The sequence below is a fragment of the Photobacterium malacitanum genome (genome assembly GCF_900185615.1).
Classification (GTDB): Bacteria; Pseudomonadota; Gammaproteobacteria; order Enterobacterales; family Vibrionaceae; genus Photobacterium; species Photobacterium malacitanum.
In genome coordinates this window covers 337,588-354,897 of record NZ_FYAK01000001.1, presented here as the reverse complement: position 1 = coordinate 354,897, position 17,310 = coordinate 337,588, and the positions used below count along the sequence as shown (strand labels likewise).

The following is a 17,310-nucleotide window of genomic DNA, read 5'->3' as shown; positions in this document are numbered from 1 at the left end:
TTGACCTAAAAAATACGCCGATGGTGCTATCATTCACGTTATTAGCATTAAGTCTAAGGCTCGATGTAATAACTGTGATGCCATAATGATTAATATATAAAATCAGCAATCATCGGCGAAATATCATATTAAATTAATCTGTTACTATTATTGTGTTTGCGCATCAGCAACGAACAATTGTTGGCCGTGACGTTGGTAGTTATTAATTAACTTTTGTGCTTTGGGATTAACTAACCAATCACTGAATGTTTTTGCACCTTGGTAATTAAGATCAGGGTAGCGACTAGGGTTAATTAAAATAACTTGGTATGGGTTAAATAAACGCTTATCACCTTCAACCATAATTTCCAGTTCAAGCTTGGTTTCATAAGCCAGCCAAGTACCACGATCGGTTAATGTATAGGCTTGCAGTTCTGATGCCATGTTCAATGTTGGGCCCATACCTTGACCCACGGCTTTATAACCACCAAAGTTTGGTTCCATTTTCGTTTGTGCCCAGATATTGAGTTCTTTTTTATTAGTACCTGAGTCATCACCACGAGAAATAAACATCGCATTATCAGCTGCAATCTCTTTTAGCGCATGTGCAACATCTTTATCACCTTTGATTTTAGCTGGATCACTCTTAGGGCCGACTAAAACGAAATCGTTGTACATTAAATTACGCGGTAGAACGCCATAACCTTTCTCAACAAATGTTGCTTCAGATTGTGGTGCATGGGTCATCACTAAATCAACGTCACCATGCTCACCCATGCGCAGTGCTTTACCTGTCCCTGCTGCTAGCACTTCAACCTTATAACCAGTGTCTTTAGTAAAAACAGGCAATAAGTAGTCAAGTAACCCAGAGTGATAAGTGCTGGTGGTAGTGGCAAGGCGTACTGTCTTATTTGCTGTATCTGTAGATGCATAAGCCATGGTTGCTGATGCGCAGCCAAGAATAACTAAAGTGGTTTTTAATAGGTTCATCAACATTCCTGATCGATTGGTTTACATTAAAAAGTGTTGAGATGAAAAGTCGTCAGTTTTGAAGCCAAATACATGCGGCAAAATGACTCATATCACCTTAAGAAATAACGCTGCCCAGCTATAAGCAAGTAAAGTGCCATTTTTTAAATGTTGATGAATAAGACTGATTATGTGATTTAGGTATTAAATGGTAGCCAAAATAGGACAAAGTTAACCGAAGTTAGACTAAATGATAAAACAATTTTGACTTAATGATTCGCAGTGAGACAAAATGTCGCAAATTATATTCGGTTAAAATGTCTCTATGTCTGATTTTAGTTTGTCTTCATCTTGGACTGCGGTTTCTGTATTAGTGGTTGATGATGAACCAGGAATGCGCACAATTTTAAAAAAAGCCTTAAGTAAAAAGTTTGCTCAAGTCGATACCGCTGGCAGTATTGAAGAAGCAGAAGAAATTCGCAAGCGTTGCCATTTTGATTTGTTGATTGTTGATATCAATTTACCAGGTCGTTCTGGTATTGAATGGCATGAAGCATTTGATCCAACAACCCGCCGTAGTGATGTGATATTTATGACGGGTTATGCAGATTTAGAGACGGCTATTCAGGCTTTACGTGCTGGCGCGTCAGATTTTATTTTAAAACCGTTTAATCTTGATCAAATGATGCAATCAGTGAATCGATGCATTGAACGTCGTTTAGTGGAACGTCAAAATTTTGCATTGCAACGTGATGTCGAGCGCAGCTATCCAGTTAATATTATTGGTGATGCGCCGGCAACACAGCAGATGAAAAAGTTGATTGCTCAAGTTGCACCATCAATTGCAGCTGTATTAGTCGAAGGTGAATCTGGCACTGGTAAAGAATTGGTAGCACGTGCATTACATCAATTAAGTAAGCGTACTGGGCCTTTTGTACCGATTAACTGTGGTGCTATTGCACCAGAGCTACTTGAAAGTGAATTATTTGGTCATGTTTCAGGCGCATTTACGGGGGCCAAAAAAAGCCGTGAAGGTCTGTTTCGAGTAGCGAATAACGGCACTTTGTTTTTAGATGAAATAGGTGAAATGCCTCTAGCAATGCAATCATCTTTATTGCGGGCATTAGAACAAAAAGCGATTCGTCCTGTTGGTTCAGAGCGAGAAATTCAAATTGATGTACGTATTGTTGCAGCGACAAACCGTAATTTAAAACTTGAAGTTGAAGAAGGCCGTTTTCGTCGAGATTTGTATTATCGCTTAAACGTACTCACGATTGATTTGCCATCATTACGTGATCGAATTGAAGATATTCCATCATTAAGTCATCATTTTACCACGCAGCTATCAAAAGACTTAGGCATGAAAGCTATCAATTGGACTCATGAAGATATTTTAGCGATGCAAGCCTATTCTTGGCCCGGAAATATTCGTGAATTACGAAATATGATGGAGCGATGCATTTTATTAGGTAAGCCACCTGCGGATTATTGGCGTGAGTTGCAAGGGGATGCGTTACCAGTTACTGCTGTTGCCGCTGTAGGTGTACATGCAATGACAGCTGCAGAAGCTGAATTTAATGCCGCTCATCCTCAACGGCCATGTCAATGTCACGACAATGGTGAAGATCAATATTGCTATCCAGTAACTTGGACACTAAAAGAAGTTGAAAAAGCACATATTATGCAGGTTGTTGACGCCAGTGATGGTAATAAATCAGCAGCAGCACGTCAGCTTGGTGTGGCAAGAAAGACGTTAGAGCGTAAATATAAAGAATGGACAGATGAACTATTATGAGTCGTACCGCGATGAAAATAAAAACATTTGTCTTGATGTGGTTACGGCGTTTTAAAACCATGGTTCGCTATCGTCTTTTAGTGCTTACCTCTGTTCCCATATTTCTTACATTACTAACGTTGATTGCGATTACGTTTTATTGGACGGTGACGTATACCTGGCAGAACGCATTAATGAATGTAAAAGCAGATTTAGCCGTTGCTCATCATAGTATGGTGCTGTTGAAAAAAGAGCAGCGAATGGAGTTGCAAGCACTGGCTAATTCTTATGGCTTTCAACAACGGTTACGATCTGATGACATAAAATTACGCCAATGGGTGCATCAGCAAAATCGACAATATCAGCTAGATTTTGTGGTACTACATTCTGTTGCAGATATAGGAATGTTTTCAGCTTCAGAGCAACAACTATTACGGGCAGGAAAAGATCAAACATTTTTTCAAGTGTTAGATCGTCGTGCTTTGTTTGAGTTAAACCACGATCTTCCCGCTCGAGCACAACTGCCATTATTGCAAGAAGGTACGATTGAGCAAAAAGGGCTGGTTAGTCGCAGTTTAGTACCAATCTTTAATCAACAAGGCGAACTTAAATGGATTTTAGATGGTGGTATTTTATTAAATAACAGCACATCGCTGGTGGATCGGATCCGTGATTTAGTTTATGCCGCAGATACGTTACCTAAAGGTAGTCTTGGAACAGTAACTTTGTTTATGGGGGACGTGCGCATAAGTACTAATGTGCCACTAGATAGCGCTAATCTTATTGGTCGTGCGGTGGGTACTCGTGTTTCTAAAGAAGTGCAGCAACAAGTGTTACAACAAGGAAAAACCTTTGTTGATCGCGCATTTGTTTACGATAGTTGGTATGTCTCAGCCTATGAGCCGTTACATGGTAATGATGGTACCGTCGTCGGCATGCTTTATACGGGTTATCTGCAATGGCCGTTAATCGAACGTTACTTAACCAATATTATAGAAATGAGTGTCAGTATTCTATTAGTGCTGCTACTTACCAGTATTATTGTTTATCGCGGTTCGCGGGATTTATTTTTACCGATTGAGAAAATTTATCAGGTCGCGAAAGCCGTTCAAATGGGGTTAAAAAAGCGAGTCGGTAAACTGGATTTATGTGATGGTCATGAATTACAAATACTCGGGGAGCAATTTGACTCAATGCTGGATCAACTTGAACAGCGTAATGGGTTAATTAAGCTTGCTGCGATAGAGCTTGAAGAAAAAGTAGAGCAGCGTACTCAGAGCCTGCATCATAAAACCGAAGAGTTAGAGCAGCATATACGGTTATTACATCAAGCTCGTTCAAAGTTAGTAGCAACAGAAAAATTAGCGGCGCTAGGTGAATTGACCGCAGGCATTGCGCATGAAATTAACAATCCAATTGCGGTAATCTTAGGTAATATTGAATTGATTCAATTAGAGTTGGGCGATAATACCGTTGATGTTCAAGATGAATTGACAGCGATTCATTTACAAATAGATCGAATTCGAAATATCACTCGCAGCTTACTGCAATACAGTCGTCAAGGTGGCGTGCAAGATGAAGTAACCTGGCATCATCTCAATTTGATCGTAGAAGAAAGCTTAACACTTGTTCGTTCTGGTACTAAAAAAATGGATGTTCAATTTGAGGTTAATCTTGCCGCTAAATGCAGTGTTGAAGTTAATCGTCATCAATTATTACAAGTACTGGTTAATTTACAGATGAATGGTATCCACGCCATGGATGATAAAGGACTCTTGAAAATAACCACATCTGATTGGGTTGATGATCATGGTGAGCTATTGGGTGCGATGGTTGCTATCACCGATCATGGCTGCGGTATTTCAGAACATAATATGAAGCGTATCTTTGATCCTTTCTTTACGACACGTCGTTCAGGAACAGGGTTAGGTTTATCTGTGAGTCAAAGTATTGTTGCTAATGTCGGGGGAGAAATTACGGTTGAATCGGTTGAAGGTCAAGGTTCAACATTTAGTGTATACCTCAAGCATAAAAAAGAATCGCCAAGCGAACTTGATCTTTTGGTGACGGTGTAACAAATAGCGTTGATGATAACAAAGAGCCCCTTGGTAATGACAAAAGTGATGTCTTTACCAAGGGGCTTTTTTGTCATGTTACATAATGGATAAACCAACGATTAGAAACAGTGATGCGGTAAGAGATATTCGGCTAATAAGACCTAGTGATGAGGGAATGATCATTTCGGTATGTGGCATAAGCAGTCCTTTTTTTTAGGAGGACTTAAAGCATAGCCGATATTAAAATAATCATCGCGGTCATTTAATAAAATCGAAGTTAAATGGCCGCGATGTGAAGATAAAGTTCTTATTTAGATAAACGTCATTTGAGTCCATGGTTCAGATGGACGGCTTAATAGATAACCAGATTGCCATCCCCATTGCTGGTGGGCTTTTATAAAGGCTTTAGCATCAAATGGTGCACCATTAGCACGTCCAAAACGAGCACTGATGGTTAAATTCTTAATATCATTACTGTTGGCAACTTTACCATCGACTGAGCCTGCTGGCGTGAAAGGGACGTTCCATACCGCTGCTGGATCAGAAACATATGGCTGTGCATCTTTATCATATTCAGCACAAATATTACGTGATGATGCATCAATCTTATTCAAATAGACATCGTAAGTATCACCTAGCATTTTTTGACCAACCGCGACGTCAATTTTACCGTTGTATTTATGCATTAGTTGGATCCAGCGTAAACGACGAGCTCCTTCTTGTTGGCGAATATCGTTGTAGTCCACGTCAGAACCTTCAATATATCGAAGGCGTGGATCGACAGAAACGTTTTCACCAGTAAAGTAACCAGATTTCAACTCATTGAAGTATTGATAAACACGACCTTGACCAAACTTAGCAATATGGTTGTTATTAATGTCACCAATTAACCATGTATTTGCATAACCACCGTTGTTACCTTTTTCTTCTAGTTTGATCCAGCTATCAATATTATTAGCATACTGACTTGCTTCACGTACACGAATAAACTCAGGAATACCGCCAGCTTTCCAATCCATTACATTGGCTAATGTGGTTTCAACAACAGCTAAACCAGCCCCTGTTTCCCAAAAGTCAGTACCAGATTCGATCATCCCCGGTGCTGTTTGGAAGGCCATTTTGTAGCCTTTGGTTGGTGTAATATCTAAAATAACGTTAGCAAACTGACCTGACCAGAAATCGTTAAAGGTTTCATGTCCAATAACAATACCTTTATTACCCGTTGCTTCACCGGTGGCGATAAAGGCACTGCAATTACCTTTAGCACCTTCAATATTGGCACTGTTTTTACTTTTCTCGATATTATTAGCGGCCATTTCTGCTTTGGTGTACGGGGCAGGGAATGCGGATGCGTTAATTAAACCAGGATCAACCCACTTGGTATAATTATGCATCCCCACTGAAGGCCACCAGTAACCAGTTAACTCAATCATATCGTTCCAAGTAATGATGTCAGCAAGGGTAACATGCAAACCTGCGGCATTGAGGCCTTTTGCAATCCCTTCCATTTCTTGGCGAAGCTCAGCTGGAATTTTACCTTTAGTTTGCTCTAGCGCAGCTTTCTGCCATGAGTTGTAAGGTACGCCAGTGGTTAGGTAGGTCATGCTCCAGCTATCTTTCCACGCCAATTTAAAATCAGGAGCGATAAGGTAACCATATTGGAAGCCACGATCAAAAGCATTACCTTTAATACCGACATGCCACCAGCCGTTTTTCTTTTCTAATTTCGCTTGATCAACAATTTTCTGTTGTTCAGTGGTTAGTTGGGTTTTGTATAAATCACCAGTAACCGGTGCGGTAATTTGGGCTAATAACGCTTTAGGTGGATATTGAGTTAGGTTTTGTGAAGGTGTTGATGCGTTGGCATAACTAACAGAAGCAAGAGAAATAATACATGCAAGTAGTGTTTTTTTACCAAGGTGATGTTTCGAAAGCTTATTCATAATAAATATGTTGTTTAAGGTGAGTGAGTGGTTTTCATCATCCTCCTTTTTATTCAATCAACAAGATGCAGTGCATTCGTGTTTGTTTTATAAAATGTAAACATATAATGCCAGTTTTTATATAATTCTCACCAGTTAAAAAGATAAAGTAGCAGGTTAATTTTTTATGGTAGTCTATTGATTTATAAGATAATAGAAATAAAAATGAGATGTTAAGTTGCTAAATGTTAAGCGCGAATAAAAAAGCCAACATATCGAATGTTGGCTTTTTAGGTAATGAGTAAACACCAATTATTATTGGGTTAATTGTTTCAACTTCTGCTGTTGGTAGTATTTAGCATCAGCGGTAATGGCTTTACTTTTGCCTGTTTGTAGCCATTGCTTAATACGGCCAGCATCACCGATTGGGGTTAGCTTGCCTTGTGAATCAAGCATGACCATTAAGATCTTTTTGCCATCAATGGTTGTTACCATCGCTAAACAACGTCCCGCTTCATCAAGAAAACCTGTTTTGCTTAAATTAACATCCCACTTTTTACCACGCACAAGAGCGTTAGTATTGGTGTAGCCTAATTTATAACGAGGGTGTGTAAAGTAAGCTGTATGAACTGCGCCATTGGTACTGTATTTACGAATCTCTGGGTATTTGTAAGCAGCACGTACCATCTTAGCAACATCAGATGCTGTTGATTGGTTTTTAGGGTTTAGACCTGAACTGTCAACGAAGTGTGTGTGTGTCATGCCTAGTGCTTTAGCTTTAGCGTTCATAGCACGAATAAATGCTTTGTAGCCACCAGGGTAGTTAGCTGCAAGGGCTGCAGCTGCCAAGTTTTCAGATGACATTAATGCAATATGCATTGTTTCGCCGCGACTTAACTCTGAGCCGACACGAACACGAGAATATGTATTGTACATATGCTCTCTATCGGTTTTAGTGAAAGTGATTTTTTGGTTAAGAGGAAGTTTGGCATCTAATGTGACCATAGCGGTCATTAGCTTGGTCAGTGAAGCAATTGGCATCACCACATTGGAATTTTTTCGATACAGTGTTTTTCCAGAACTTAGGTCAATAACATAATTACTCACAGAAGCAGTCTGAAGATTACTTGGGTTGAGTTTGCTGGTGTTGATACTTGCGAAAGAAGAAAAGCTGATACTTGCAAGTGTAAAAAATAAAATTAAAGCGTTGCGCACAATGGCTCCTTGGGGTCCCATTTGGAAAGGGGAATAATTATCTTTATATTGTCATCTTTTCAATTGTGTTTAAGCAAGTCATGTTTGTGTTAATCCTTTCATAATTGTTCATAAAACCAGCTGTTAAACAGAAATGAGTAATGAAACATGATACAAAAAAATAATTGTGTAACAGATTAATTGTAAAAGTGATTTAAAGTATTAAATAAGCGCTAAATAACATGTAGATATGTGCTGTTATTTCATGATCTAATCAAAAATGAAGCAGATTTATTGGTGTGATGGCATTTTTGTTGGTAATTTATTGGTTGAATTAATCTTTGATTGCTTAATGCGGGAGGCCGGTGCTTGCTTTGTTAGTGGTAATGCAATCATTAAGGCCATCTGGTGATGACCTTTATCGATGTAAACGCGATTAATTCGCGCTCCACACTTGTTGTCCTGTTCGAAGGAAATTATAGCCCCCCAGTTGATCACCATGGGCTTGAATATCACTATGCGTTAATGATTGTAATAGTTGCTGCTGTAAGGTACGAAAGTAAATGTTTTTCGGAATAACGAGCTCAAATGCTTCTGTGCACAGCGGAATAAATCCTAATCCAAATTCACCAGCCGTACTTTGGCTTGCGCAACCAATATCTGCTTGTTCTCGAGCAATCGCTGATGCTAATTCTCGTTCACTGTTACAACAATCAACTTGATTAAGCATATTCATGTCATAGCCGTGACCATGGATCCATTCTTCTAATGCTCGCATACTACCAGCCCCTTGCTGGCGCAATGCCCAACGCCAACGTGGTGATAATAACTCATGAAGTTGAATTGAACGGCTATTCACCGCTTCAGCGAGAGCAGGGCTAACAACTAATCCTTGTTTGCGCTCAAAGGCATGGACTAAGACCCAATTCTTATGGCCAGGATATTGTTGCAATAATGCTGGATGACGTAAGCTGGCTTCTTCAACATTCCCCCAATGAATAGCACAGATATCAACATGACCTTTGCTTAACATTGCTAGTCCTTGTCGTGTCCCCGTAGAGGTGTAACCTACAAGGGCGGTACTGCCAAGTTGATTCGCCATTTTACCGACAACACACTGTAATAGTGGATCATCAGAGCCTGCAATCAGTAGCCGATCAGTTAAAACACCATTATGACAAGATTCTAATAACCACTTATCAAGCATTGCTTTAGGAAATAGCCATTTTCCCGTTACTTTGGTCGCTGGCAGTAGTCCATCATTAGCTAAGGCGTAAACTTTCTTTTCATTAAGATCAAGATACTCAGCAACTAACTTGGCATTCATAAATTCAGGAAAATCAGCCATTAGTCTTGATTCCCTTGATGGTTATTGCCTTTAACATCCAACTCAATATTGTCACTGCCATTATAGATTTGAAAGCGTAACCCTTTAGCTCGTGCAATCATGGTGATGCCTAGTTTCTTAGCAAGATCATAGCCCATTTGCGTAGCACCAGAGCGAGACAGCAACACAGGGATCCCCATTTGCGCAACTTTGATGACCATTTCAGACGTTAAACGGCCTGTGGTATAGAAAATCTTATCTTCGCCTGTTTGCTGTTGTAGCCACATTTCACCGGCTAGGGTATCAACGGCGTTATGACGACCAACATCTTCCACAAACGATAGAATCTCAGTGCCTTTACAGACCGCGCAGCCATGTACGGCACCCGCTGCTTTATAGGTTTCATTATGATGGGTTAATGCTTCTAATAGACCATATAGCATCGATTGTTTAATTTGGGGCTGAGGCAATGTAATACCATCGAGCTTTTTCATGACATTGCCATACATGGTGCCTTGGCCACAGCCGGAAGTGACGGTTTTTTTTTCTAATTGTTGAGCTAGGTTTTCGGTGTTTTCATGGGTAATGATAACGGCAGCATTCGTTTGCCAATCAATCATTACAGATTCGATCGCACTAAGGTCATTAATAAAGCCTTGGTTTTTTAGGTAACCTAAGACTAACGCAGAAGGACGTTCACCTAATGTCATCAGCGTAACAACTTCAACCCAATTAAGGTACACCGTTAATGGATGTTCACAGGCAATCTCTTTTGTTTGTCGGTCACCATATTCATCAACAATCTCTACTGACATTGTTTGCTGCACAGTTGCTTGGGTTTTTATTATTTTAGGCAATGTCGCCATCTGAAATTCCTACGTATTAAGGTTGATATCTATCCAACAACACATATTGGAAATGAAAGCTAAGCAAAGATTGTTCCACTATTATTAAAAATCCAAATTAGCGCATTGGCCGTTAATGAATAAAAACAGTGAAAAAGGCTACTTTTCATGTGGTTTTTTTTTATTGGTCTAAAATTTGCTTATATCCAATTAATCGCGACATAAAATATGCCTGCAATCATTATTTAATAACCATATCAAGGCAGACCAAAACTGCCAGTAGGAGTGAATGTGCCAAAACAAGCAGAACTTGAATTAAAGAAAAATGAACATGTTTGGCCTATTAACTTTCGCCTACAAGCAGAAGAGCGTCAAGTAGGTCGTTGGACAACATATGCATGGACGATTGAAGATATTTGTTTGTATGAAGAAGATCTTACTTCAGATAGGGAAATTGCCCAATTAGGTTCAGGTAACTATATGATGCCTTTAGAACTTTTCCGTGATGAGCGAATGGAGTATCGGTTTAATCTAAATTCACAAACGCCGCACTTGTTTTTTATTTGCGCGGAAGAAAATGAGCAATTAAAACCCGTTTTAGTGACTGCGGCACAAGGCGTGGCTGCACGTTATATGGATGGTGATTATGTTGTTTTACATATAGAGATTCCATTAGCTGTTCAAGCTTGGATGGAAGCGTTTTTAGGCCGGCATGGGGAATTGTTTGAATTTAAACGTAAACGTGGCGGCGATAAGAAAAAAGGACGTTCAAGTGGCAACTAATTTTTTCGAACGTTGGTCAAGCCGTAAATTAACAGCGGTTGAAAAGAGTGAACCATTAGAATCAACGGATAATGATGTTACTGATGGTGTGGGTCGCGATAAACCTGAGTGTGTTGATTGTGAGAATACTGCCGTCGATAAGATAGCGAACACTGATAGTAGTCATCAATCGCCAGCAATAGCAGATGCAGCAATAATTTCAGAGAGCGCTATTACACCAGAACCTGTTGTTGAATTGACCATTGATGATGCAGATAAAGTGACTTATGAATCTGGTGTCGCGTCATTTATGCAACAACAAGTGACTAAGTCAGTAAAAAAAGCGGCATTACGTAAACTATTTCATTCACAAGAGTTTAATTATATCAGTGATATGGATGATAGTACTGAAGACTTTAGCAATATGGAGGGGTTAGCGCCAGAGATTGCCTCACAAATGCGTGGTTGGATAAATAGCGTTACTGAAACAGCAACAGAGAAATTAAAAGAAGATGGCCTTTCTGCACTAACATCACCCCCTACAACAGCGGATGTTTTGGAATCTCCATTAGATAGCAATGCCGATGCTGTTATCGATACTGAAACTGATGATTCGATAGTTACAGATACTGCTATTACCGCTATAGAAGACAAACATACGGATAACGATCTATTGGTGAATAGTGTTGACGGTATAAATATAGATAAAGATGCTGTTCCTAAGAATAAGCATTAAGCCAATAAAAAAGCGTTACTAAGTAATAATTAAGAAAAGCAGAAATAAAAATACACTGGGACAAAAAGGGAATATGACCAAAATTATACGTAGAGACAATTTGGCGCGTTAGTTCGCTACAAGTAAGACAAAATGTCTCATTGCTTAATAGCAATATATGAACGTTATGATTTTAGTTCCTTTTAGGTCATTTTATTCCGTGAAAAGTTGGATCGGTTATTGCTCTATAGAGAGTAGAAGAAAAATTACTATCTTCCCACGACACTGATTAGCGGTAGTGAGCAAACAGGAATAACAATGTTAAAAAGTACATTAAATGCATTTACTGATATTAATGGTGTGGCTCGTGCTGCAGCCATTACTGGAACAGTAGAACTTGCCAATCTTATTCCGCCTACAGTGACATATGAGAGTCGTGGTAATTTATTGATAATTGGTGAAGCACAACAACTCCTTAATGTTGCTGATCAGTTTTCGGCATTGAATAGCGTGACGTTACTCGCGACAGATGCAAACACTCCGAATATCAAAACAGCTCATACGCTGTATTACAGTCAAACTGTGACTGTAAAAGGTTATCTGGGAGCATTTGATGTTCATTGTTGCATTGGACATGAAGCTAATGGACTTGAAACGAACTTAGCCAAAATAGCTATTGGACGTCAATGTTTTGATATTGTTCTTGATATGACAGCAACAGGGGTTATTAATGTTGAAATTCCTGCAGCTGGTTATTATGCATTAGGTCAACGAACTGAAGCTCAAATTACTGCAAAACTTGCCGCGCTGGTGGAAGATCTACCTGCCATGATAGGTACATTTGATAAGCCGAAATATTTTCGTTTAAACCCTGATCTTTGTGCGCATTCATCGCGTGGCGTAAAAGGTTGTGATCGTTGTATTGATGCCTGCCCAGCGGGTGCTTTAAGTTCAGATGAGGTTGCGATTGCGATTGACCCTTATCTTTGTCAGGGCGTAGGTACATGTGCGACAGCATGTCCAACTGAAGCAATTAGTTATGCTTTACCTGATCCTCAAATTACTCAAAATTTTGTTCATAGCGTCTTAGCACGTTATAAACAAGAAGGGGGTCAAGCGCCAACACTGTTACTTTATGGTGAACGTGATACTGCCGCTGTTATAAAGGCACTTGCTGTACTTCCTAGTTCAGTTATTACGATTGCATTAGAAGAGCTAGCGACTGTTGGTATTGATACTTGGTTTAGTGCGTTAGCTTATGGTGCGCATCAAGTTCTATTAGCGACTAATACCACTTATATTCCAGCGACGATTGATGCTGTTCTAACGAATGAATTAGCCATTGCTCAAAATTTCTTAACAGAATTAGGTTATGAGTCTGATCGTATTTGTTTGTTTGATTTTGCTGATAGCGCGAATTTTAAAGCTTATGAGTCTGCACTTATCACTCCGATTGAAGCGGCACTCACAGGCACTAAGCGTGAAAAACTATTTACGGTTCTAGAAACACTTAATCACTCAAGTCCGTTACAACCGACGCACTCAACAGTTGCAGCTAATGCACCTTATGGTTCGGTAACCTGTAAAACTGATGATTGTACATTATGTATGAGTTGTGTTGCTGTTTGTCCAACTCGAGCCTTGCATGCTATTGGTGATCGTCCTGGATTATTATTTGTAGAACAAGATTGTATTCAATGTGGTATGTGTGAAACAGCATGTCCTGAGAAAGTGATCACTCTTGAAGCTGGATTTAATTGGGATTGGCAAGCACGTAAAGCCGATAAACTTATTCATGAAGAACCTGCTGCATGTTGTATCAGTTGTGGAAAACCTTTTGCCCCAGCATCTATGGTGAAAATGTTGACAGAAAAACTTCAACGTCATTCACATTTTCAAGGAGAAGCGATTCGTCGTTTATCTATGTGTGAAGATTGTCGTGTTCGCGATATTTTTGAAAAGATGGAACAAGATCCACAAAGTCAGGCAAGGGTTTAAGGTCAATATATGGAAAATGCAGCTATGAATTCTCACACTAATCTGCTTGATCAAGACGATTTATTACGTATTGAAATTTATAACATGTTGGCACATTTATGTCGTCAAGCCCCTGCACAATCTGTGCTTGAATTTCTTGCAAATATTGATGTTGATACGGCACAAACATTTCAACGCCAGACCATGGCTTCAGCTTGGCCATTACTAAAACTAGCGGCTCAGAAAACGACATTATTGAGTGTTGAAGAAGAATATCAAGATGTGTTCATTGGTATTGGTCGTGGGGAAGTTATTCCATTTGGTTCATGGTATTTAACCGGATCATTAATGGAAATGCCTTTGGCTTATTTGCGTCAAGATTTAAGACAACTTGGCTTTGAACGTGCGCAATCTGTTATCGAACCAGAAGATCATATTTCAGCGTTATTAGAAGTGATGGCTATGCTGGTGGAAGGTGGTGATGAACACCTTCAGCAAAGATTTTTTAACCGTCATCTTGCACCTTGGTGTGAGAAATTTTGTACGGATTTAAAAGCAGCAAAAAGTGCAGTGTTTTATACCGCAGTTGGTGAATTAGCGTGGCAATTTCTAACAATAGAAAAAACCCGTTTCTTAGAATCCCAATAAAAAGATACTCGCTATAATAAAAAATCGACACCTGTTAATTAGCGTGGCGATAGAGGAGCAAACGCAATGAGTGAGCAAAAAACAAATAATAGTCGTCGCCAATTATTGAAAAATATTGGTTTGTCTGTTGCTGCAGGCGCTGTTGTTGCTGGAACGGCAACAACGGTTCAGGCATCAACTACTGAGACGGATAAGAAAGATCCTAAAACAAAAAAAGGGTATCACGAAACCCAACATATTCGTGATTACTACAATACCCTATAAGCGGAGCCTTAAATGAAATTAACTAAACGTTCCGATAAAGTGAGCAAAGATGAAAACCAACTAGGTATTTCTCGCCGTTCTTTTATTCGTAATTCTTCTCTTGCCGCTGCTGGTGGTGTTGCTGGTGCGAGTCTTTTTGCACCTGGTTTTATGCGTAAAGCAGAAGCTTTCCCTGAAGCTGATTACAGTGCACCTAAAGTTGTTAAGCGCACTATTTGTTCTCACTGTTCTGTAGGTTGTGGCATTTATGCTGAAACTCAAGATGGTGTATGGACCCATCAGGAACCCGCTTTTGATCATCCTTTTAATGCTGGTGGGCATTGTGCAAAAGGGGCTGCGCTGCGTGAACATGGCCATGGTGCTAAACGCGTAAAATACCCAATGAAATTGGTTAACGGTAAGTGGAAAAAACTAAGCTGGGAGCAAGCATTAGACGAAGTTAGCCAGCAAGTGCTAAAAATTCGTGAAGAATCAGGCCCAGATTCCGTTTACTTTTTAGGTTCAGCGAAGCACAACAACGAGCAAGCGTACTTATTCCGTAAAATGGTCTCGTTATGGGGTTCGAATAACGTCGATCACCAAGCGCGTATTTGTCACTCAACCACGGTTGCGGGTGTTGCAAATACATGGGGCTACGGTGCGATGACCAACTCACTGAACGACATGCATAACTGTAAGTCGATTCTGTTTATTGGTTCAAACCCAGCAGAAGCTCACCCTGTAGCAATGCAGCATATCCTGATCGCGAAAGAGACCAACAGTTGTAAAATTGTGGTGGTAGATCCGCGTCGTACCCGTACTGCGGCAAAAGCTGATCATTATGTTTCACTACGCCCAGGTACTGACGTTGCCTTTGTTTGGGGTGTGCTATACCACATCTTTAACAATGGTTGGGAAGACAAAGAGTTTATTCGTCAACGAGTTTACGGCATGGAAGAAGTGCGTGAGCAAGTGGCAAAATGGAACCCGAAAGAAGTTGAACGTGTAACTGGCGCGTCAGAAGAGCAAGTTTACCAGACCGCGAAAATGCTTTCTGAAAACCGTCCTGGTTGTGTTGTTTGGTGTATGGGTGGTACTCAGCATACTACAGGTAACAACAACACCCGTGCTTACTGTATTTTAGAACTTGCACTTGGCAACATGGGTAAGTCAGGCGGCGGTGCAAATATCTTCCGTGGCCATGATAACGTTCAGGGCGCGACTGACTTTGGTGTGCTTTCTGACAACCTACCAGGTTATTACGGCTTGTCTGAAGGTGCTTGGAAGCACTGGGCACAAGTTTGGGACATTGATTACTCATGGCTACAAGGCCGTTTTGATCAAAATACCTATAACGGCAAAAAACCAATGAACAGCGCGGGTATTCCAGTATCACGTTGGATTGATGGTGTTTTAGAGAACAAAGATAAGATTGAACAACGCGATAATATTCGTGCAATGTTCTATTGGGGTCATGCTGTTAACTCACAAACACGTGGTCCTGAAATGAAAACTGCGATGGAAAAACTGGATATGATGGTTATCGTTGACCCATACCCAGGTGTTGCCGCAGTAATGAATGGCCGTACTGATAACGTATATCTTTTCCCGGCAACGACACAGTTTGAAACTTATGGCTCCGTAACGGCAACTAACCGCTCGATTCAGTGGCGAGATCAAGTTATTGAACCGTTGTTTGATGCGAAACCTGATCATGAAATCATTTACTTATTAACTCAGCGCCTTGGTTTCTCCGATCAGTTATTCAAACACATTAAAGTTGAGAATAATAAACCAAACATTGAAGACATTACTCGCGAATACAACAAAGGTATGTGGACAATTGGTTACACTGGTCAAAGCCCAGAGCGATTGAAAGAGCACCAACAAAATTGGGGTACATTTGATTTCACTACGCTTGAAGCGATTGGTGGGCCTGCTAATGGTGAAACTTACGGTTTACCTTGGCCATGTTGGGGTACACCAGAGATGAAACACCCTGGTACCCATATTCTTTATGATACCTCTAAAACCGTGGCACAAGGTGGCGGTAACTTCCGTGCTCGCTTTGGTGTTGAACGTAATGGGGTAAGTTTATTGGCCGATGATAGCTACTCTTTAGGTTGTGATTTAGAAGATGGCTACCCAGAATTTACCGCGAAGATGCTTAAGCAACTTGGTTGGTGGGATGAACTGACAGCAGAAGAGAAAGTGGCTGCTGAAGGTAAAAACTGGAAAACAGATCTTTCTGGCGGTATTCAGCGAGTAGCGATTAAGCACGGTTGTATTCCTTACGGTAACGCAAAAGCACGTACTGTAGTTTGGACATTCCCAGATGCAGTGCCAATCCACCGTGAACCATTGTACACACCACGTCGTGACTTATTACCAGAATACCAAACGTGGGACGACAGCAAAGCGATGTTCCGTTTACCAACACTTTACAAGTCAATTCAAGAAAAAGACGTATCAAAAGAATACCCAATTATTCTAACGTCGGGCCGCTTGGTTGAGTATGAAGGTGGTGGTGAAGAGACGCGTTCAAACCCATGGCTTGCTGAGCTACAACAAGAAATGTTTGTAGAAATTAACCTCAAAGATGCGAACGATCGCGGCATTAAAGATGGCGAGATGGTGTGGGTTGAGGGCGCTGAAAAAGGGCGTATTAAAGTAAAAGCAATGGTAACACCGCGTGTACGTGAAGGCTTAGCATTCTTACCATTCCACTTTGGTGGTGAATTTGAAGGTGTGAGCTTACGTGATCGTTATCCTGAAGGTTGTGCGCCTTATGTATCAGGCGAAGCTGCAAACACAGCGACAACATATGGTTATGATCCTGTAACTCAGATGCAAGAAACCAAAGTTACTTTGTGTAAAATCACTAAAGCGTAAGGAGTC

General features: G+C 40.4%; 13 protein-coding genes. 8 read left to right on the top strand and 5 right to left on the bottom strand.

The features are described from left to right. Positions 1–147: 147 nt before the first annotated feature. A complete protein-coding gene (locus PMAL9190_RS01570) occupies positions 148–918 on the bottom strand; it encodes an ABC transporter substrate-binding protein (protein WP_235004280.1) in 771 nt (256 codons plus the stop codon). A gap of 355 nt (positions 919–1,273) precedes the next feature. On the opposite strand from PMAL9190_RS01570, the gene PMAL9190_RS01565 reads away from it, so the two are divergent. Both PMAL9190_RS01565 and PMAL9190_RS01560 read left to right on the top strand, forming a co-directional pair. Further along, complete coding sequence (locus tag PMAL9190_RS01565) at positions 1,274–2,743, top strand: sigma-54-dependent transcriptional regulator (protein WP_087843613.1); 1,470 nt, start codon at positions 1,274–1,276, stop codon at positions 2,741–2,743. Between the two features lie 59 nt (positions 2,744–2,802). Further along, positions 2,803–4,797, top strand: coding sequence for a sensor histidine kinase (locus PMAL9190_RS01560; protein WP_200813369.1), 1,995 nt, complete (start codon positions 2,803–2,805; stop codon positions 4,795–4,797). 293 nt (positions 4,798–5,090) lie between these two features. On the opposite strand, the gene PMAL9190_RS01555 is transcribed toward PMAL9190_RS01560, so the two are convergent. The 4 genes from PMAL9190_RS01555 to fdhD all read right to left on the bottom strand — a co-directional run bounded on the left by PMAL9190_RS01555 (position 5,091) and on the right by fdhD (position 10,088). After that, positions 5,091–6,722, bottom strand: a complete 1,632-nt coding sequence (locus PMAL9190_RS01555; RefSeq protein WP_087843612.1) for a C45 family autoproteolytic acyltransferase/hydrolase — start codon at positions 6,720–6,722, stop codon at positions 5,091–5,093. A gap of 294 nt (positions 6,723–7,016) precedes the next feature. Then, a complete protein-coding gene (gene pbpG / locus PMAL9190_RS01550) occupies positions 7,017–7,916 on the bottom strand; it encodes a D-alanyl-D-alanine endopeptidase (protein ID WP_087843611.1) in 900 nt (299 codons plus the stop codon). 415 nt (positions 7,917–8,331) lie between these two features. Beyond that, positions 8,332–9,243: a substrate-binding domain-containing protein gene (locus tag PMAL9190_RS01545; protein WP_065168884.1), complete on the bottom strand. Its 912-nt coding sequence runs from the start codon at positions 9,241–9,243 to the stop codon at positions 8,332–8,334. Further along, positions 9,243–10,088, bottom strand: a complete 846-nt coding sequence (gene fdhD, locus PMAL9190_RS01540; protein ID WP_087843610.1) for a formate dehydrogenase accessory sulfurtransferase FdhD — start codon at positions 10,086–10,088, stop codon at positions 9,243–9,245. The genes PMAL9190_RS01545 and fdhD overlap by 1 nt, the downstream gene beginning before the upstream one ends. Before the next feature lie 270 nt (positions 10,089–10,358). Between fdhD and PMAL9190_RS01535 the strand changes: the two genes are divergently transcribed. From PMAL9190_RS01535 to PMAL9190_RS01510, 6 genes are all read left to right on the top strand, one after another. Beyond that, positions 10,359–10,850 (top strand): DUF3305 domain-containing protein, encoded by a 492-nt coding sequence (locus PMAL9190_RS01535; protein WP_087843609.1) that lies wholly within the window; start codon positions 10,359–10,361, stop codon positions 10,848–10,850. Further along, positions 10,840–11,565: a DUF3306 domain-containing protein gene (locus PMAL9190_RS01530; protein ID WP_159458346.1), complete on the top strand. Its 726-nt coding sequence runs from the start codon at positions 10,840–10,842 to the stop codon at positions 11,563–11,565. Before PMAL9190_RS01535 ends, PMAL9190_RS01530 begins: the two co-directional genes overlap by 11 nt. Positions 11,566–11,862: 297 nt before the next feature. Then, positions 11,863–13,542, top strand: coding sequence for a 4Fe-4S binding protein (locus PMAL9190_RS01525; RefSeq protein ID WP_087843607.1), 1,680 nt, complete (start codon positions 11,863–11,865; stop codon positions 13,540–13,542). 9 nt (positions 13,543–13,551) lie between these two features. Further along, entirely contained in the window at positions 13,552–14,169 is a 618-nt protein-coding gene (locus tag PMAL9190_RS01520) for a TorD/DmsD family molecular chaperone (RefSeq protein WP_370738734.1), read from the top strand. Between the two features lie 66 nt (positions 14,170–14,235). Beyond that, entirely contained in the window at positions 14,236–14,433 is a 198-nt protein-coding gene (locus tag PMAL9190_RS01515; RefSeq protein WP_087843606.1) for a twin-arginine translocation signal domain-containing protein, read from the top strand. A gap of 12 nt (positions 14,434–14,445) precedes the next feature. After that, positions 14,446–17,304 carry a formate dehydrogenase subunit alpha gene (locus PMAL9190_RS01510; protein WP_087843605.1) on the top strand — a complete coding sequence of 953 codons (2,859 nt, stop codon included), beginning with the start codon at positions 14,446–14,448 and terminating at the stop codon, positions 17,302–17,304. Positions 17,305–17,310: the final 6 nt, after the last annotated feature.